Origin of the sequence: Clostridioides sp. ZZV15-6598, from assembly GCF_020657705.1 — a bacterium.
GTDB classification, from domain to species: Bacteria; Bacillota; Clostridia; order Peptostreptococcales; family Peptostreptococcaceae; genus Clostridioides; species Clostridioides difficile_F.
Genome location: NZ_JAGWCS010000037.1, coordinates 15,903 through 33,479 on the forward strand (window position 1 = coordinate 15,903; position 17,577 = coordinate 33,479).

Below are 17,577 nucleotides of genomic sequence, written 5' to 3' on the forward strand. Positions count from 1 at the left end.
TGAGGGGGTGAAAAATGAATATATTTAAATCTAAGAAGAAAAATAAAGAAGCTCCTGGAAGAGTTGTGATTGAACTTATTTCAGATTCTGGAAATGGATTTTATAGTTGGCATGGTAATTTGTATAAAAGTGATATTGTAAGAAGTATTATACGACCAAAAGCTAAAGCAGTTGGTAAAATGACAGCTAAACATATTAGAAGTAATGAGACTGAATTTAAGACTAATCCGGAAATTCATATTAAATTTTTACTTGAAAATCCAAACCCATTTATGAGTGGTCAAATGCTTCAAGAAAAAATGGTTACTCAATTGGAACTTAATGGTAATGCTTTTGCTGTGATTATTAAAGATGATTATAATATACCAGTTCAAATTTATCCTCTTAATGCTTTAAATGTTGAAGCTGTTTATGAGAATGAAGTTTTATTTTTGAAGTTTTTACTTAGAAATGGGAAAGTAGTTTCTTATCCGTATTCGGATATAATTCATTTAAGAAAAGATTTTAATGAAAATGATTTGTTTGGAACATCTCCAGCCAAAGTACTTGAGCCGCTTATGGAAGTTGTAAGCACAACAGACCAAGGAGTTGTAAAAGCTATTAAAAATAGTAACACAATCAAATGGTTATTAAAATTTAAAACAACACTTAGACCCGACGACATAAAGAAAGAGGTCAAGGAATTTGAAAAAAATTATTTGCAAATAGACTCAGACGCAGGCGGAGCTGCTGCAACTGATTCGAAATATGATGCTGAACAGGTCAAAGCTGAGAGTTATGTTCCTAATGCTGCACAAATGGATAAAGCGATACAGAGATTATATTCGTTTTTTAATACTAATGAGAAAATAGTCCAAAGCAAATATAGCGAAGACGAATGGAATGCTTATTATGAATCTGAGATTGAACCAACTGGATTACAATTATCCGATCAGTACACAGAAAAACTTTTTACTAGAAAAGCTCGAAGTTTTGGAAATGAGATAATTTTTGAAGCTTCTAATTTACAGTATGCAAGTATGTCTACTAAATTGAATTTGGTTCAAATGGTTGATAGAGGTTCACTTACTCCGAATGAGTGGCGTAAAATAATGAACCTTTCGCCGATAGAAAATGGCGATAAACCTGTTCGTCGATTAGATACTGCTGTTGTGGAAGGAGGTGAGTAAAATAAATGGCTAATGACAATTTAAATGAGTTTTTAAAAATCAAAAACTCAACAGAAACAAGTTCAAGCCTCTATTTCTATGGAGATATTGTTTGTGATGAGTGGGACGCTTGGACAGAAGAAGACCAGTACCCACTTTCTATTAAAAACTTTTTAACAACTGAACAAGGAAAAGATTTAAATATCTATATAAACAGTGGTGGAGGGTCTGTATTTGCAGGCATGGCAATATACAATATGCTAAAAAGGCATGAAGGATTTAAAACTGTTTATGTAGATGGCGTAGCTGCAAGTATTGCTAGTGTCATAGCTTTAGCGGGTGACAAAGTTGTAATTCCTGCTAATGCCTATTTTATGATTCATAAGCCTTGGGTAGGACTAATGGGGGCTTATAATTCAGATAAATTAATTAAGGCATCAGAGGATTTAAACAGGATAGAAGAAGGTATTTTAAATGTGTATAAAGACAATTTGAGAGAAGGAATTGACATTGAAGAAATAAAAGAAAAGCTAAGAGAAGAAACTTGGTTCACTGGTAAAGAAGCATCAAATTATTTTAATTTTGAAGTTGATGAGAAAAAAGAGGTTGCTGCTTGCGTGAGCGATTGTTTCACTAAGTATAATAAAATACCTCATGTCTTAAAAAATAAAGTAGATAAGACTAGTAATGAAAAAGAAAGTAATAATAAAAAAAGAGTTCAGATGAAACTGAACTTATTAAAATTAGGGGGTTTAAATGACTAGAGAAGAGTATTTTAAGAAAAGACAAGAAATGATAGACGAGGCACAAAAGTTACTTGATGATGAAGTTGGGGAGGAAGGAGCAGGAGAAGAAAAAACGGAAGAAGCTGAAAAAATAGCCAATAAAATAAAAGTTTTAGACGAGGAATATGAAAGAAATGTAAAAGCTAGGGCGAATTTAAAAGCATTGCAGGACAATGTCAAAATCGACCCTACTATTTTTAATTTAACTAATAACAAAGGCAAAATAGAAGGTATAGAAGACACAACTGTTAAGGATAAACAAGAACAATATAAAAATGCTTGGGCTAAAGATATGTTAGGAAAGCCGTTAAATTCAGAAGAGCAGGAGGTCTTTAATAGTATTAACTCAGAATATAGAGCGGAAGTTCAAATAAGCGAAAATAATACTATTTTAATTCCTAAAACTGTGACTTCTGGTATATGGAAAGAAATCGGTGACATGTATCCTTTATTCGGAGATGCTTCTCCAACTTTTGTAGCAGGCGATTTGACAATTATAACAGAAGAAGACAGTGGCGATGATGCTGCGTGGTATGATGAAGAAACAGAAGTTAAAGAGGATGGTTATAAGCTAAAGGAAATAACTTTAAGAGGCTGCGAACTTGCAAAGGATATAACTGTATCATGGAAATTGAAAAAAATGAGTATTGATGAATTTGTTCCATATATAACTAGTCTTTTAGCTGAAAAAATGGGGGCAGCATTAGCGAAAGCCATTGTGGATGGAAAAGGAAAACCAGGGGAAAGTGATTCTTTTAAACCCCAACCACTTGGAATAAAGACTTCTTTAAGTAAGGAAGCTAGCAAGGCGCAAATAATAGAATATGATGACAAGATAGATTATACAGATATAACAAAATTGATGGCTGTTTTGAAAAAATGGAGTAATGGAGCTTGTATTTATGCTAATAGTACAACAATATGGACGCAATTAGCGGAAATATTAGACACAACAGGAAAACCGATTTTTATCCCTGATGCTGTAAATAGTGATGGAGTTGGAAGAATGTTTGGTCGAGCTGTCAAAATGGATGATAGCATGGTAGATGGCGAGATTCTTGCTGGAAATATAGCAAAGGGTTACGCGATAAATATAAATGAGAATGTAACTTTATATACAGATGAGCATGTGAAAAGTAGAAAGACAGATTATTTAACTTATTCATTGGTCGATGGTAATGTTATAAGTAATAAAGCTTTTGGTATGATAGTAAAAAAAACTAGTGCGGTTACAAAGTAGGTGTTTCAAATGGTTGTTTCAGTGGAGGAAATAAAAGAGTATTTGAGATTAGAAGCAGATTATGAAGAAGATGATAATCTGCTTTTATCTTTTTTGAAAGCAGCGGAGGAAGACTTGGAAAACCGAACAGGAAAAGTTTTTAATGAAAATAATAAATCTGAGCTTGTTAATTTGTATATAAAAATGTATGTTGCAGAGCAGTATGAAAAAAGAGGGGCAACAGAAAGTAATAGCGAAAAAGTTAGGTTTGTTTTAGAAAATATAATATCTCAAATTTCTATATGTAGTAGGTACTAAGATGGATATTGGAAAATTAACTCAAAGAATAGAAATACAAATTTATGGAGAAATTGAAAATGATATAGGAGAAATTACAAAAGGATGGTCTACGTATAAAAAAATTTGGGCTAACAAATCTTTGCTTAGAAACAGTAATAATTATGTACTAGACAAAGAAAATATCGAGTATTCTTATAGATTTAAAATACGATACAGAACTGATATAACAGAAGACATGAGAATAGTTTGTAATGATGTTATTTATGATATAAAGCATGTAAACAGTATAAAAGAGTTAAATAAATATGAAACAAATATTGATTGTATTCTCTATAAAGAAGGTGTTTACAATGAGTAGTACAGATTTTAATACAAATGGTTTAGATGATTATACTAATAAATTATTTAACCGCATCGTAAAAGAGTACCCTAAAAAAGCTGAAAAACTTATGAATACTAGTCTAGGTAAATGTAAAGGAGAAGCTATTGCAAGAACTCCAAAATCAGATAAAAAACCTAAGAAGTATAAAAGAGCTAAGCATATGAAGGATAATTGGAAAACTAAAGTTCAGTCTAAAAATGGGAATTGCACAGGTGTTTTAAAAAATGATTCTCCGCATGCACATTTAATAGAAAATGGTTGGGTAACAAAAAATGGAGGATATGTTGAAGGGAAGCATATGTTGCAACAGACGATGGAGCATCAGAGAGCGAAAATTGATAAAAGAATAGAGAAAATGGTTGATGAAACCTTTAATCTTTAGAAGGGGGTAAGAGTGTTAAAAATTGTTTCTGTAAAAAAAGCTATAGTTGAAAAGCTTAAGTCTTTAAATATAAAAATAGTCGCAAATGAAATAAGAAGTGGGTTTGAAAAACCTGCTTTTTTTATTCAAATTATTCCCATCGAAATGGCTAGCGACCCAAGCTTTTTAAATAGTACATTACTTGTTAATATACATTATTTTTCTAAAGAAAAGACAGAACTGGAAAATTTAAAAATGATTGATAAATTAAATGTATTATTCCAAGATTGTGTTTTAGAAATTGATGGGGGCGAACTGACTATAGAAGAAAAAAGCGTAGAAATATATGAGAATGTTTTACAATACAAATTTAATTTGCAAGTAGTCGAAATTATAGAAGAAGACGAAAGCAAATACGAGCTTATGAAAGAGCTTGAAATGAATATTTAGAAGGAGGTTTTAGTTTGGGATTACCAAGTGCAATAATTGAGTTCCAAAGACGTTCAAAGACTGTTAAATTTAGAAGCCAAAAAGGTATTGTCGCTTTAATACTTAAAGACGCAGCAGCGACAAAAAAAACTTATTCTATTGATTTTTTAACAGATATAAATGAGGATGAATTTACAAAAGAAAATTATGACTATATAAGATTAGTATTTTTAGGCAAACCTAGCAAGGTTATCATTGAAGTTATTAATGATTCAGCTGACTCTAAAAGGACTTTAGATGATGCATTGAAAGCTTTAAAGACTAATAAATTCAACTATTTAGCAGTTCCCTGGATAAGTGAAGAAGCTGACAAAACTAAAGTAGTGAACTGGATAAAGGCAGCTAGAAGGGAAAAAGAAATATACAAAGCTGTTTTACCGAATGTTGCTGATGCTAATGAGAAAGCAATTATAAACTTTTCGACAACAGGTATAAAAGTTGGAGAAAAAGCCTATACAACAGCGGAATACACAACTAGGATTGCGGGCATCTTAGCAGGTATATCACTTTCAGAAAGTTGTACGTATTTTGTTCTAGATGAAGTAACAGAGATAGAACCAGCTGAAAACCCAGACGAAGCTGTAGAAGAAGGTAAATTGATTTTAATAAATAATAATGGAATAAGGATAGCTAGGGGCATAAATTCTTTAGTTACTTTAAGTAAAGAGGATATAGAAGACTTGAAGAAAATAAAAATAGTTGAAGCTATTGATATGATACAGGATGATATTCTCCAAACTTGGAATGAAAATTATGTTGGGAAAGTGACTAACAAATATGATAATAAAATATTATTTTTATCTGCTGTAAATAATTATTTTAAAGAGTTGCAGCGTGATGAAGTGCTTGATAATAGTCAAGAAGCTTATGCGCAGATAGATATGGAAGCACATAAAAAATATCTAAAAGAAAAAGGAATTGATTATAGTGAAATGACTGAACAACAAATAAAAGAAGCTAATACGGGTTCTTATGTTTTTATGGAAGGAAACATTACTGTTACTGACGCCATGGAGGACTTGAAATTTAAAATATATATGTAAGAAGGTGAGTAGATGAGCAAAGAAAATATCATAGGAAGTAGTCAAATTTCAGGCACATGGGGAAAGCTTTGGTGGGATGGTGCTTTAATTGCTGAGGTACTTAGTTTTGAAGCTAAGGTTACAGCAAATAGAGAAGAGATTCAGTTTGGAATGAGTAAAGATTCTAAAATAACATCACTGAGCGGTGAAGGAACTATAAAGCTTGGAAAAGTATATTCAAGAGGAAAAAAGAAATTATTAGAAGCCTGGAAAAAAGGAGAAGACCCACGAAGCACACTTACAAGCAAGATAAAAGACCCTGGCACGCCTGGAAAACAAGCTGAAACAGTTACAATTAACAATGTTTGGTTTAACGAACTGGCTTTAGCACAATTTGAAAAAGGCGGAAAAATTGAGGAAGAACTGAGCTTTGGATTTACTCCGAATGATTCTGATATGATGGACGAAATAGAGGAAATTTAAGGATAGTTTTTACTATCCTTTTTTATATAAAATAGGAGGATTTTAAAATGGAAAATAAAAAAGAAATGATAACAATAGAGGATATTTTAAAAAGAAAAGAATATTTTGCAAAAAAAAGCGAAGAAACTAAGCAATTATATATTCCTTCGCTTGGTGGAAATATAGAGATTGCAAAGCCAGATAGAATGCTGTGTCTCGATGCTGTAGAAATGGAAGACCCAATCGAAAGCGACAAATATTTCGTTTATGAAATTGTTAAAAAGCCGAATTTGAAAAGTGGAAAATTACATGCTGAATTTGGGTGTGAGGACAATCCTCTTGACATCGTCGATGTACTATTTGAAACTGGGGAAATTACTGATATTGTTAAAATCGCTACGAAATTCGCAGGTTTTGGCATTGTAGAGGAAATAGAAGACTTAAAAAACTAATTAAAAGCGATGTGGAAATGCAAATGATTAGTCATTACCTAGAAAAAGGTGTTGATTTAGATAAATTAACAAATTTAAATATAATGGAAAGAAATTTTCATATCGCTTGCATGTTATATGAAGAAGAAGAAAAAATAAAACTTATTTCTGAGTTAATAGGTGCTATGTTTGGAGGTGTAAAAAATGGCTAGAAGACATATAAGCGCAGTTATATCTCTAAAAGACAACATGAGTGCGACTATGAGGGGGATTCGAAGAGAGCAAAAACAATTTCAAAACGAGGTTAGGCGGACACGTAACGAGATGCGTTCAGCGAGTAGAGAACGTATGCGTATAAGGATGGACGCAACTCCTGCACACCGAACTATACAGAATTTAAGACAAAGACTTGCGCCTCTTCGAACTAAGATTGTGCAAGCTGTTGTCATAAAAGATTTAGCAAGTGAAAAAATAGAAAGAATAAAATCAAATGTAAAAACTTTTGGAAAATTTATTGCAAGACCAGCTATAAAATTAAAAGACGAAACAAAAGGAATGATTGATAAAATAAAAAATAGACTTACCAGTTTATCGACTATTGTTCCAGTTGGTGCTGCAATAGGTGCTGCGGGCATGGCTGTTAAAAGCGGTATGGAACTAGAGCAACAACAGATAAGTATGCGACATTTCATGGGAGTTGGAAACAAAGGAAAATCTAGTAAAGAGCTTGACGGGATGAGTGCGAGTTATCTAAAAGATTTAAGAAGTAATGCTAATGCAACCCCATTCGAAACTGGAGAAGTCATATCAGCGGGGACTCGTTCTTTGCAAATAGCAGGCGGGAATACAAAAGATGCTATGCAAATGGTTAAACTAGCAGAGGACATGGCAGCACTGAATCCAGGTAAGACTGTTGGGGATGCTATGGAGGCACTTGCGGACATGAATATTGGAGAAATGGCAAGACTTACAGAGTTTGGAGTTAAAGCAAGCAGTACAGACGACCCAAAAGCAGTGCAAAAGAAGCTTGAAACAATGTTCAATGGTGGAGCCAACAAGCTTGCTGAAAGTGGTTCGGGACTACTTTCTACCATAATGGGGAAATTAAAATCTAATATTGCAGATATTGGGCTTGGTATGTTAGAACCTTTAAAACCTGTTATGACTGGCTTAATTGGCTTTATAGACCAAGCTAGCCCTAAAATACTAGAAGTAGGTACAAAAATAACAGCCGGAATAGGTATGGCGATTGGGTGGATACAGCAACAAATGCCAACCTTAGCTCCGATTTTTCAAACAGCTTTTGGAGCTGTATCCTCTATTGTATCAACCGTTGCCCCGATAATCGGTCAAGTCATAGGAGCTTTAAGCCCTATTTTTATGGGATTGCTTTCTGTTGCTTCGTCTGTATTGTCGGGAATTGCTTCCGCTGTCAAAACTGTAGCTCCTATTGTAAGTTCTTTGATTTCTAAATTAGCACCAATTTTCAAAAATGTTGGGGATACCTTAAAATCTATGGGTAAAATTTTTAAAAATGTTTTTGATAGTGTTATGAAAATAGTTAAAAAAGCGTCTGATTATATAAAACCATTAGTCGATGGAATAACAGGAGCGGCAAAAGGCATAAGCGATGGTGTTAGTTGGGTCGCTGGAAAGTTGGCTGGAAATGCAACTGGAACGAAATATTGGTCGGGCGGACTTTCTGTCGTAGGCGAACATGGACCTGAACTTGTATCTATGCCACGTGGTAGTAAAGTTTTTACAAATGCAGAAAGTAAATCTATGATTAATAAAAGTATTCCTAACTTGCGACAAACACAAGGAGAAAGTGCAAGTTATAATATAACAATTCCCAAAATTGCTGAAACAATAGTGATAAGAGAAGATGCTGACATTGAAAGAATAACATCAAGTTTAATAAAAAAAATACAAATGGCGAAAATGGGCGGTGTTGTTTAATGGAAATGTGGCTTAGACAGGCAAATGATGCTTTTAGATTCCCAATACTTCCAACCTCTTTTGAAATAAGCGGAAATATAAATACAAGTACAACAAATGTGCTAAAACTTGGTGAAGTAGTTGTTTGTGGTGGTATGGGACTTAGAACAACAGAGATAAGCAGTTTTTTTCCAAGCAAACAATATCATTTTTGCAATTATAAAGATTTTCCGCAACCATATGATTGTGTAAATAAAATAAAAAATTGGATGGAGCAGGGGTTAATTTTAAGATATATAATAACTGAAACTGATGTTAATATGGAGGTCATTATTGAAAATTTTAAACATGGTAAACAAGATGGAACAAATGATGTTTACTTTACACTAAGCTTAAAAGAGTATAAAAGAATACAGATACCTAGTGTAAATTCCTCAGATGGAAAAATAGAAGCGGTAAAAAATGTACCAATTACAAAAGGCTTTGAAACTGGTAAACAAAAGACACATAAAGTAGGTAAAGGTGATAGTCTTTGGTCGCTTGCAAAAAAATATTATGGAAATGGGGATTTATGGAAGAAGATTTATGATGCTAATAAAAAATTAATTAAAAATCCAGATACTATAAAAGATGGTTGGGTTTTAATAATCCCATAAATGAGGTGATTTATAATCAATAACATAAAATTACAAGTACACATAAAGGACGGAGCTATATATAACATAACAGATATAGTCGAGAAAGTAACTTGGAGTGGTGATTATAAGTCTCCGTCAAGAACTTTAGAATTTTCTATAGTTCAATCAGCAAATGATATTAATTTTAAGCAAATAGATATTCCAGTAGCAAGTACAGTTTGTTTCTATGTTGATGATAAAGAACTTTTTAGAGGAATAATAATTAACAGGTCTAAAGACTCTAGTAATAATAGCATCAGCTTCACATCAAAAGACATGGGATTTTTATTAACACAAAGTGAAGTATCATACAACTTTAAAGATAAATTGGTTGAAGATATAGCAAAACAAATATTTAATGACAATAAACTTGCGGTTGGAAACATACCTAAAACTAATGTTAAATACACTAAGATGTTTATTAGTGTAACTGGCTATGATACTATAATGAGTGCATATACAGAAGCTAGTAAAACAACTAAAAAAAAATATATGATAGAGTCTAATGTAGATAAATTTAATATCATTGAAAAAGGAACTGTTACATTAAATGTTATGTTTGAAGAAGGTTCTAATCTTATAAATACAAGCTTCTCAGAAAGTATGGAGAATGTAAAAAATAAGGTATTAGTTGTAGACCAGTATGGTAATAAGATAAGCGAAAAGGTCAATGATGAGATTTTTAAGGATGTCGGAGTAATAATGCAAAAGGTTATACAGCAACAAGAAAATAGTACTGTAGATATTGAAAGTGAATTTAAAGGGATAGAACAGACTTGTAATCTTAAAGGTTATGGTGATGTAAGTTGTATAACTGGTAGAGGTGTAAAAGTAAAGGATTCTTATACTGGTTTAGTTGGATTATTTTATATAGACACAGATAAACATAACTGGGACAGTTCTGGAAACTATGAAATTGACCTTGATTTAAACTTTCAAAATATTATGGATGAGAAGATGGCGGGTCAAGACGAACAAAAAGAAGAAAGTTCAGATTTTAGTAGTGGTGAAGGTACTCTAAATGGTAAAGAAGTAAAAGCAGAATTTACAGCATATTACCCGTCAAACAATCCTATGGAAGGTGGGCTATATCAAAAAATGGATGGTAAAAAACTTGTGCCATCTAATAATACTTGTGCTGCACCTGAGGTGCTTAAATTTAAGACAAAAATTCAAGTAAAAGGAACTGGAACAAACATAGATGGAAAAACTTATACAGTCACAGATAGAGGTGGAGTTATAAAGGTTATAAATGGAGTATATAAAATAGATATACTAATGTCCAGCAAAAAAGAATGTTATAACTTTGGAAGAAGAAAAGGAACTATAATCATAGGTGATGGAACTGGATATACAAATGTTACAGGGAAAGCGGGTACGGTAATAGCAGAAGCAAAAAAACATTTAGGTAAGCCTTATAAATGGGGTGGAAATGGACCTAGTAATTTTGACTGCTCAGGTTTGATGGTATATTGTTTCAAAAAAATTAATGTTAATTTGCCAAGAACTTCAAGACAACAAGCAACAAAAGGTAAAAAAATAGAAAAAAATAATTTACAAGCAGGAGACTTGGTGTTCTTCCATAATCCTATTAGCCACGTTGGGCTATATATAGGCAATGGAGAGTTTATAGAAGCACCTACAACAGGAAAAAATGTTAGAGTAAGTAAATTAAGTAGTAGAAAAGATTTTAATACAGCTAGGAGAGTATTGTAAAAAGAGGTGATAGAGTGGCTAATCCAATAAATGAATTTATAGGAATAATGAGAGAAGAAGGGAAACATTACAATGAACCTTCTTTTTTTATTGGAGAAATAACAAGTAAGTTGCCAGATTTAAAAGTATCTCTAAACAACATGATTTTAGATAAAGAAAACTTACTTATAGATAGTTGGATACTTGATAGAGCAACAAAGAGCTTTATAACAAAACAATCTGATAATCATACTCATGAGTTGAAGGAAGCACTTACAAGTCAATTAGACATAAATGATACAGTAATCATGTTTAAAGTAGGAGAGAGATTTGCAATAGTAAGTAAGTTGGTGAATATATAATGTCTAATATATTTCCTTTTATAGGAGTACCAGCAGACTACGAAACACCCAAAACAAAAGAATTGGATTTATTTAGAGAAGTGGCTTGGAACTTTGAAAAAGATGAACCTATTTTAGAAAATGGAGATTTTAAGGTTATTGAGGGAAATGAAGCAATAAAGGTTTGGGTGTACAAATGTATTAAAACTAATAGATACGAGCATGAGGTGCATTCGTGGGATTATGGAACAGAGCTTTCAGAACTTATAGGGCAGAAATACAGTAAAGGACTTACAGAAAGTGAAGCTAGTAGATATATAAAAGAGGCTTTATTAGTTAATCCATATATATTAGATGTCAACATTAGCAATACAAAATTTATAGATGATTTATTAAGTGTGGATATAGTCATAAACACAACTTATGGGGAGGTGGAAGTTAATGTATAGTAGTCAAACTTATGATGTTGTGAAAAATAGGACCTTATCTAATATAAATTTAAATGTTTATAAAGGAGAGGGTTCTTTTTTAAGTGATATGGTATCTCCTATTAATTCAGAGCTTGCAAAATTCTATATAGAACTTTCATATATCCATAAAAAAGTTTTTGTAGAAGATAACTTCGATGATTTTTTAGATAAGCGAGTAAACGAGTTTGGAGTATATAGAAAGTTAGGAACAGAAGCTACAGGAGAAGTAACATTCGAGGGGAAACTTGGAACAGTTGTTCAAAACGGAACTATTATATCTTACAACGAGCTATTATTCGTAGTAATTAAAGATATAGTAATTAGTTCGGAAATCGAACAAAATACAAGCCCCATACAGGCTTTAGAAATTGGAATTAGATATAATATACCTGCAAATACAGAATTTAAGTTACAAGACGAAATAAACGGTATAACGAAAATTTACAATGATGTTGCTTTTCGAGGTGGGACAGAAATAGAAACAGACGAAGAATTAAAAGAAAGATTCTATAAAATACAAAAAAATCAAGCAACAAGTGGAAATAAGGCACATTATGAAGCGTGGGCTTTAGAAGTTGAAGGAGTATATAACGCTAAAATCTATCCAAGATGGGATGGTCCAGGAACTGTAAAAGTTTTAATCTTTGGAGAAAATAATCAAGCTGTTGACACAGAAGTAATTGAAAGATGCAAAGAACATATTGAAGAAGAAATGCCAATAGGTCCTGCGTTAACCGTTTTAACTCCAAGCGTTTTAGATATAAGTATAAGTGCAACTATAAAGCTAGAAGCAGGATATACAATAGATTTTGTAAAAGAAAGCTTCTTGGAGAGTATTAATAGTTACTTAATAAATGTTAATAAAGAAATAATTTACACTAAAGTAAGTGCAATACTTGCAAGTACAGAAGGTCTACATGACTTTAACAATTTACTATTAAATAATAAAACTGAAAATATAGTATTTGAAGAGGACAAAGTGCCAAGTGTTACGACCCTAGAATTTAGTGAGGTGATTTAATTGAAATTAATTGATAAACTACCTTCTTTTTACAACAATGATATTACTAGAAAAATACAAGATGCTTACGACATAGAACTAGAAACACTTAGAGAAACTTATGACGATACTTTTGACCAGTTTTTTGTAGATACTGCCACTTGGGGCTTAGATTATTGGGAAAATATTTTATCTATTAAAAATAGATATGATTTAAGTATAGAAGACAGAAGAAGTAATATAAAAGCGAAAATGCGTGGCAAGGGTACAACTACTATAGAAGTTATAAAAGCTATATCAGAAGCTTATACAAAGACCAATGTTGATGTAGAAGTATTTAGTAATCTATTTAGTTTTACACTTAGTTTTATAACAAATAATTGTAGTTACAACACTATTTTAGAGTTAGATAAGAAAATAGAAGAAATAAAACCATGTCATTTAGAGCATAAATTTGAAATGATTTTATTTAATCAAAATGACATGTTTGCAGGTTCTACAACGAATACAGGTGAAACAGTTACTATATATCCTTACAGCCCAACTGATATAACTTCTTTTGGAGAATTGACTATAACTACAGGCAATGACAGAAGTATGGAAAAAGTAACTTTATACCCTAGACAGGAGGTGATATAGTTGGCAGAACAAAAATATTATACACTTTTAACTAAGATTGGTAAGGCATCTATTGCAAATGCTACAGCACTTGGTAATAAAGTAGATTTAGTAAAATTACAACTTGGTGATGGAGCAGGAGCAGAATATAATCCAACAGAGGAACAAACATCTCTTAAAAAGGTTGTTTGGGAAGGTTCTGTAAATAATGTAAAGATAGACGCAGAAAATCCAAACTGGATAGTAATAGAAACTGTAATACCAGGTAGTGTAGGTGGGTTTATGATAAGAGAAGTAGGAATATTTGATTCATTAAATCAATTAATTGCAGTATCTAAATATCCTGAAACATATAAACCAACTGCTGACAGTGGAAGTGTAAAAGACTTAGTTATAAAAATTATTTTGGTTGTCTCTAATACTTCGAGTGTAAATTTGAAAGTAGACCCAACAGTTATACTAGCCACACTTAAAGATATACAAGAATTAGACACTAAAATTGATACAACCAAAACAGAATTAACAAGCAACATAGAAACTGCTAAAACAGAGTTAAACACTAGAATTGACACAGAAAATGAGAAACAGAATATTAAAATTGATAATATCGTTGCAAATGGCGTGAATGTATCTCATACACACATCATAGAAGTGGCTGATTGGGTTTTAAATAATGAAACTAATATGTATGAAGTAACTGTAAATCATCCTTTGTTGACTAAAAGAATATTAATAGCTTTATATGATGAAATTGGAGAAGCACTTACACCAAACGCTAGAGCTATTGATGATAATAGCATTATTGTTAGAAATGAAGAAAATATTAAAATGTATGTGTATTTAATAAACGGAAATGCTCAGACAAGTTTAATTAATGCGACTGTGGATGATAACAGAGTGTCTGAAATGACTACTTATTCATCTAAAAAGATTGAGGATATGTTGGTTAATATAGAAGAAAAAGTAAATGGAAATTTATCTAATATTGCAACGAGTGTAAATGAGTTGATAACTTATTGTTAGAAAGGAGAGTGATAAAATGCAAACAGAATGGAATTTTAAAGATGCTGAAATTGAGCAAAATGTTACATTGAAACCTGGTAGATATAAATTTGAATGTTGGGGTGCTAGAGGTGGTGCATTGGGGACTCCTTATGAAAGTGGGTTTTATTATGGTTGGGGTGGTTATTGTAGTGGTGAAATAACATTAAAAAAAGAAACCATTTTGTATCTCTATGTTGGAAAAGATGGTAAAAAAGGTTATAACTTTAATGGTGCTGGATATGGTAATGGTGCAAGTGGTGGTGGAGCTACAGACATAAGACTTGTTGGTGGTACTTGGGATAATGAACTAGGTTTATTGTCTCGTATAATTGTCGCAGGTGGCGGCGGTGGAACTAGAGATACTTATAGAGGTGGTAATGGTGGTGGTTTTAAAGGTATGCCTGGTAGAGGTTTTAATAGTGAACCTTATCATGGTGGTACACAATTCGAGGGTGGTAGAGGTACTGTTGATGACGGTTCTTGCGATGGTTCGTTTGGCAAAGGCGCTACTTCTAAAAACCCATCTATGTATAGTGGTGGTGGAGGTGGTTGGTTTGGTGGTGCTTGTTCTAATTCTATGTATAGTGGTGCTGGTGGCGGAAGTGGTTATGTATTAACTAAAGATAGTTATAAGCCACCTGGATATACACCAACTTATGAGTATTATTTTGATAATGTAGTTATGACAACTGGTGGAAATACTACTGTTGTAGGTAATTACTCAGATGGTCGTGCTAAAATAACATTACTTCAAGCATTGCCATTTTTAACTGTATCTTCCTATAACTCAACACAAGCAACATTTAAAGTTGACCACACAGACCCTACACTATTAACTAAAATAGAATACTTTATAGATGATATATTAAAAGAAACTATCACAACAGATTTAACAACAGAGAAAACAATTAACTACACATTAGAAGATAATGCACTACACACACTTAAAATAGTTGTTACAGATAGTGCCAATGTTACAGTAGAAAAAGTATTAAGTATAAGTAAGAATATAATGCCACTGCCAGAAAATGTAAATTTAAATGATATATCAACAAAACTGACAGAAGTTAATGCAGGCTTTAAGAATGGTAAAACAAGTATCATAAACACTTTAGCATTAAAGAATATAGATTCATCTTTAAATAATACACTATTAGAATTATCAGAGAAAATAAAGGAATCATTTGATAGTGGAGACGCTAGTTTGCAGGATTTAACAAACAAATTAACACAAGCTAATAATACTATATCTCAATTAAATACAAAATATAAATATGCAAGTGGTACAACTTCTACAATAGAACAAAGTGCTAAAAAAGCTTCTTTATATAATACTGATTTTACTAGAAATTTTTCTCCTTGGATTAATATTACTGGACTTAATTTTATTCCAAATATTTTCATTGCTCAATGCGATTATTATGATAGTAATAGTAATTTTAACAAAATATTTGTTTTTGCTTCTTGTAATATTGCAACATTTACTGGAGGTAAAGATTTTGTAAGTGTTAACCAATTTTCTAAAAAAGCAGGTGATGTTAATTATGTAAGTAATCCTTTTCTTTGGAATAATAACAAAAATGATGTTTACATTAATAATAATGGTGTTTTTATTCCTGCAATAACTCCTAGTGTTGCAGGCAACAATTTTAAGTGGCAAGCCATAAAATTTATTTAATAAATGAGGTGATAAAATGGATAGAGCAAATAGAATTATATATGACCAAACAGGCAAAATATTACTCCAAACAGGAGAGGCAACAGGGGATATATTGCCACATGATGAAATAACTGAATTACATTGCATTGATGTTGAGTACGGAAGTATAGACTATACAAGAAATAGGATTGTAGGTATAAATATAGAAACTAAACAACCAATCTTAGAAGAGATACCAGTACATGTAACAGAAGAAGAAAAGAGAATACAAGAGCTAGAGAATCAAATATTATTAAATGAAAATGAAAAAGTAGGAGGATTATTATAGTGAATATAAACAATATTGTAGTGAGAATATTAGCAGAGAGAATCCTAAACAAAGGATTGAACCCTTTGAAAAACAGACCTTTTGAACTAGATGACGTGACTAATGTAGAGTACAGAAAGGCAGTAGAAGATTATATAATTAAAGAAAGTGGAGTAGTAGAAGGAACAGAACCGGCATTATAGATGGTTATTTTTTTATTGAAAGAAGGTGATTAAATGACTTTTAAAGAGTTAGTTAATAAAGTTAGAAATCTTGTATTAGAAGCAAAGAATGTAACTATAGAAGATACAGAAAACAAATTTACTAGTGAAAATGTAGAAGGAGCATTAAAAGAATGTATAGACAGAGCAGATTCGGCTTTTCAAAGTGCCGATAGCGGTAAACAACTAATTGCAACTGCTATCGGCGACCCTGCCACAAAAGAAAATACTTTTGCAGAATTAGCAAATCTTATTGGAGATAGAAAAAGAGTAGTAACTGGTATGAGCAAAATAGTCTCAGATATGAAAGTTTTTATCGAAATTGATAATTCAACAGAGCCCGCTTGTTATATTCCAATACCAAATCTTGAGTTTAAACCTTCGTTTGTATTTGCTGTTTCAGAGATTTATGGTACAGGTAGGAAAGCAAATGAAAGTGCATTTTATATTAATTGCAAGGAAAGAAAATTATTAATATTTACTGAGTCTACTTATAGTTCATCAGGTGCAAATGGTGGATATTCGAAAATTTTTAATCCAGATAGTGCAGTTGTATTCGAAGATTTTGAAACAGATAAAAAAATGTATTTACCAATTGGAAATCGTGGCGCACAAAGTATTTTTTATATAGCAATAGAATAATGGATATGAAAGGCTTAGTTAAATCTAAGTCTTTTTTAATACAAATTAGGAGGTTTTCATGAATGAAGAACTTTTCAAAGAGAATTTGAAACGACATGAGTCAACAATAAATAAACATAATGATGAAATAGACGAATTAAAGGTAGCAAATATAGAGTCTAAAGCAGAACTAAAGGCACTATGTGAGAACTTAAACTCACTTACAAGTATGCTCAAGTGGCTAATTGGAACAATGATTACAACACTAGTAGGATTCTTTATATTTGCCATACAAAAAGGATTATTTTAAATTAGGAGGATAAGAGATGGATAATTTAATAAGTTTCATACCAGAGCAGTTACTAATTTTAGTTGCTGCTCTTTAT

24 protein-coding genes are annotated in these 17,577 nt (G+C 31.9%); all 24 read left to right on the forward strand.

The window, feature by feature from the left end; genetic code table 11:
- Positions 1-14 precede the first annotated feature (14 nt).
- The 24 genes from KGF50_RS09400 to KGF50_RS09515 all read left to right on the forward strand — a co-directional run bounded on the left by KGF50_RS09400 (position 15) and on the right by KGF50_RS09515 (position 17,501).
- On the forward strand, positions 15-1,169 hold the full coding sequence (locus KGF50_RS09400) for a phage portal protein (RefSeq protein WP_227847803.1): 1,155 nt from the start codon (positions 15-17) through the stop codon (positions 1,167-1,169).
- 5 nt (positions 1,170-1,174) lie between these two features.
- On the forward strand, positions 1,175-1,912 hold the full coding sequence (locus KGF50_RS09405; protein ID WP_227847804.1) for a head maturation protease, ClpP-related: 738 nt from the start codon (positions 1,175-1,177) through the stop codon (positions 1,910-1,912).
- Positions 1,905-3,173 (forward strand): phage major capsid protein, encoded by a 1,269-nt coding sequence (locus tag KGF50_RS09410; RefSeq protein ID WP_227847805.1) that lies wholly within the window; start codon positions 1,905-1,907, stop codon positions 3,171-3,173. Before KGF50_RS09405 ends, KGF50_RS09410 begins: the two co-directional genes overlap by 8 nt.
- Before the next feature lie 9 nt (positions 3,174-3,182).
- On the forward strand, positions 3,183-3,470 hold the full coding sequence (locus KGF50_RS09415; protein WP_227847806.1) for a head-tail connector protein: 288 nt from the start codon (positions 3,183-3,185) through the stop codon (positions 3,468-3,470).
- Between the two features lies 1 nt (position 3,471).
- A complete protein-coding gene (locus KGF50_RS09420) occupies positions 3,472-3,810 on the forward strand; it encodes a phage head closure protein (protein ID WP_227847807.1) in 339 nt (112 codons plus the stop codon).
- Positions 3,803-4,216: an HK97 gp10 family phage protein gene (locus KGF50_RS09425; RefSeq protein WP_227847808.1), complete on the forward strand. Its 414-nt coding sequence runs from the start codon at positions 3,803-3,805 to the stop codon at positions 4,214-4,216. The genes KGF50_RS09420 and KGF50_RS09425 overlap by 8 nt, the downstream gene beginning before the upstream one ends.
- Positions 4,217-4,228: 12 nt before the next feature.
- Complete coding sequence (locus tag KGF50_RS09430; protein WP_227847809.1) at positions 4,229-4,645, forward strand: DUF6838 family protein; 417 nt, start codon at positions 4,229-4,231, stop codon at positions 4,643-4,645.
- A 14-nt stretch (positions 4,646-4,659) separates the two neighbouring features.
- A complete protein-coding gene (locus KGF50_RS09435) occupies positions 4,660-5,727 on the forward strand; it encodes a phage tail sheath C-terminal domain-containing protein (protein WP_227847810.1) in 1,068 nt (355 codons plus the stop codon).
- Positions 5,728-5,739: 12 nt separating this feature from the next.
- Positions 5,740-6,189: a phage tail tube protein gene (locus tag KGF50_RS09440; protein WP_227847811.1), complete on the forward strand. Its 450-nt coding sequence runs from the start codon at positions 5,740-5,742 to the stop codon at positions 6,187-6,189.
- Positions 6,190-6,236: 47 nt separating this feature from the next.
- Complete coding sequence (locus tag KGF50_RS09445) at positions 6,237-6,620, forward strand: phage portal protein (RefSeq protein WP_227847812.1); 384 nt, start codon at positions 6,237-6,239, stop codon at positions 6,618-6,620.
- Between the two features lie 23 nt (positions 6,621-6,643).
- The gene (locus tag KGF50_RS09450) at positions 6,644-6,811 is read left to right on the forward strand and encodes a hypothetical protein (RefSeq protein WP_227847813.1); all 168 of its coding nucleotides are present in this window, start codon (positions 6,644-6,646) and stop codon (positions 6,809-6,811) included.
- Positions 6,804-8,558 carry a hypothetical protein gene (locus KGF50_RS09455; protein ID WP_227847814.1) on the forward strand — a complete coding sequence of 585 codons (1,755 nt, stop codon included), beginning with the start codon at positions 6,804-6,806 and terminating at the stop codon, positions 8,556-8,558. Before KGF50_RS09450 ends, KGF50_RS09455 begins: the two co-directional genes overlap by 8 nt.
- Positions 8,558-9,193 (forward strand): LysM peptidoglycan-binding domain-containing protein, encoded by a 636-nt coding sequence (locus tag KGF50_RS09460; protein WP_227847815.1) that lies wholly within the window; start codon positions 8,558-8,560, stop codon positions 9,191-9,193. Before KGF50_RS09455 ends, KGF50_RS09460 begins: the two co-directional genes overlap by 1 nt.
- A gap of 297 nt (positions 9,194-9,490) precedes the next feature.
- Positions 9,491-10,930: an NlpC/P60 family protein gene (locus KGF50_RS09465; protein WP_227847816.1), complete on the forward strand. Its 1,440-nt coding sequence runs from the start codon at positions 9,491-9,493 to the stop codon at positions 10,928-10,930.
- Positions 10,931-10,944: 14 nt separating this feature from the next.
- On the forward strand, positions 10,945-11,271 hold the full coding sequence (locus KGF50_RS09470; RefSeq protein WP_227847817.1) for a DUF2577 family protein: 327 nt from the start codon (positions 10,945-10,947) through the stop codon (positions 11,269-11,271).
- Complete coding sequence (locus KGF50_RS09475; protein WP_227847818.1) at positions 11,271-11,699, forward strand: DUF2634 domain-containing protein; 429 nt, start codon at positions 11,271-11,273, stop codon at positions 11,697-11,699. The genes KGF50_RS09470 and KGF50_RS09475 overlap by 1 nt, the downstream gene beginning before the upstream one ends.
- Positions 11,692-12,741 (forward strand): baseplate J/gp47 family protein, encoded by a 1,050-nt coding sequence (locus KGF50_RS09480; RefSeq protein WP_227847819.1) that lies wholly within the window; start codon positions 11,692-11,694, stop codon positions 12,739-12,741. The genes KGF50_RS09475 and KGF50_RS09480 overlap by 8 nt, the downstream gene beginning before the upstream one ends.
- Positions 12,742-13,359 (forward strand): putative phage tail protein, encoded by a 618-nt coding sequence (locus tag KGF50_RS09485; RefSeq protein ID WP_227847820.1) that lies wholly within the window; start codon positions 12,742-12,744, stop codon positions 13,357-13,359.
- On the forward strand, positions 13,360-14,361 hold the full coding sequence (locus tag KGF50_RS09490; protein WP_227847821.1) for a phage tail protein: 1,002 nt from the start codon (positions 13,360-13,362) through the stop codon (positions 14,359-14,361).
- A gap of 16 nt (positions 14,362-14,377) precedes the next feature.
- On the forward strand, positions 14,378-16,060 hold the full coding sequence (locus KGF50_RS09495; protein WP_227847822.1) for a glycine rich domain-containing protein: 1,683 nt from the start codon (positions 14,378-14,380) through the stop codon (positions 16,058-16,060).
- A gap of 16 nt (positions 16,061-16,076) precedes the next feature.
- Positions 16,077-16,370: a hypothetical protein gene (locus KGF50_RS09500; protein ID WP_227847823.1), complete on the forward strand. Its 294-nt coding sequence runs from the start codon at positions 16,077-16,079 to the stop codon at positions 16,368-16,370.
- Positions 16,370-16,552: a hypothetical protein gene (locus KGF50_RS09505; RefSeq protein WP_227838745.1), complete on the forward strand. Its 183-nt coding sequence runs from the start codon at positions 16,370-16,372 to the stop codon at positions 16,550-16,552. Before KGF50_RS09500 ends, KGF50_RS09505 begins: the two co-directional genes overlap by 1 nt.
- Positions 16,553-16,585: 33 nt before the next feature.
- Positions 16,586-17,212: a hypothetical protein gene (locus KGF50_RS09510; protein ID WP_227847824.1), complete on the forward strand. Its 627-nt coding sequence runs from the start codon at positions 16,586-16,588 to the stop codon at positions 17,210-17,212.
- 58 nt (positions 17,213-17,270) lie between these two features.
- Positions 17,271-17,501 (forward strand): hemolysin XhlA family protein, encoded by a 231-nt coding sequence (locus tag KGF50_RS09515; RefSeq protein WP_227847825.1) that lies wholly within the window; start codon positions 17,271-17,273, stop codon positions 17,499-17,501.
- The last annotated feature ends 76 nt before the right edge of the window (positions 17,502-17,577 follow it).

What these genes read in the sequence shown, in the direction of transcription:
- KGF50_RS09445 (WP_227847812.1), top strand. Translation starts at nt 6,237, where the DNA reads ATGGAAAATAAAAAAGAAATGATAACAATAGAGGATATTTTAAAAAGA.
- KGF50_RS09510 (WP_227847824.1), top strand. Translation starts at nt 16,586, where the DNA reads ATGACTTTTAAAGAGTTAGTTAATAAAGTTAGAAATCTTGTATTAGAA.
- KGF50_RS09440 (WP_227847811.1), top strand. Translation starts at nt 5,740, where the DNA reads ATGAGCAAAGAAAATATCATAGGAAGTAGTCAAATTTCAGGCACATGG.
- KGF50_RS09455 (WP_227847814.1), top strand. Translation starts at nt 6,804, where the DNA reads ATGGCTAGAAGACATATAAGCGCAGTTATATCTCTAAAAGACAACATG.
- KGF50_RS09400 (WP_227847803.1), top strand. Translation starts at nt 15, where the DNA reads ATGAATATATTTAAATCTAAGAAGAAAAATAAAGAAGCTCCTGGAAGA.
- KGF50_RS09415 (WP_227847806.1), top strand. Translation starts at nt 3,183, where the DNA reads ATGGTTGTTTCAGTGGAGGAAATAAAAGAGTATTTGAGATTAGAAGCA.
- KGF50_RS09465 (WP_227847816.1), top strand. Translation starts at nt 9,491, where the DNA reads ATGGGATTTTTATTAACACAAAGTGAAGTATCATACAACTTTAAAGAT.
- KGF50_RS09420 (WP_227847807.1), top strand. Translation starts at nt 3,472, where the DNA reads ATGGATATTGGAAAATTAACTCAAAGAATAGAAATACAAATTTATGGA.
- KGF50_RS09500 (WP_227847823.1), top strand. Translation starts at nt 16,077, where the DNA reads ATGGATAGAGCAAATAGAATTATATATGACCAAACAGGCAAAATATTA.
- KGF50_RS09405 (WP_227847804.1), top strand. Translation starts at nt 1,175, where the DNA reads ATGGCTAATGACAATTTAAATGAGTTTTTAAAAATCAAAAACTCAACA.
- KGF50_RS09495 (WP_227847822.1), top strand. Translation starts at nt 14,378, where the DNA reads ATGCAAACAGAATGGAATTTTAAAGATGCTGAAATTGAGCAAAATGTT.
- KGF50_RS09425 (WP_227847808.1), top strand. Translation starts at nt 3,803, where the DNA reads ATGAGTAGTACAGATTTTAATACAAATGGTTTAGATGATTATACTAAT.
- KGF50_RS09475 (WP_227847818.1), top strand. Translation starts at nt 11,271, where the DNA reads ATGTCTAATATATTTCCTTTTATAGGAGTACCAGCAGACTACGAAACA.
- KGF50_RS09450 (WP_227847813.1), top strand. Translation starts at nt 6,644, where the DNA reads ATGATTAGTCATTACCTAGAAAAAGGTGTTGATTTAGATAAATTAACA.
- KGF50_RS09480 (WP_227847819.1), top strand. Translation starts at nt 11,692, where the DNA reads ATGTATAGTAGTCAAACTTATGATGTTGTGAAAAATAGGACCTTATCT.
- KGF50_RS09515 (WP_227847825.1), top strand. Translation starts at nt 17,271, where the DNA reads ATGAATGAAGAACTTTTCAAAGAGAATTTGAAACGACATGAGTCAACA.
- KGF50_RS09410 (WP_227847805.1), top strand. Translation starts at nt 1,905, where the DNA reads ATGACTAGAGAAGAGTATTTTAAGAAAAGACAAGAAATGATAGACGAG.
- KGF50_RS09460 (WP_227847815.1), top strand. Translation starts at nt 8,558, where the DNA reads ATGGAAATGTGGCTTAGACAGGCAAATGATGCTTTTAGATTCCCAATA.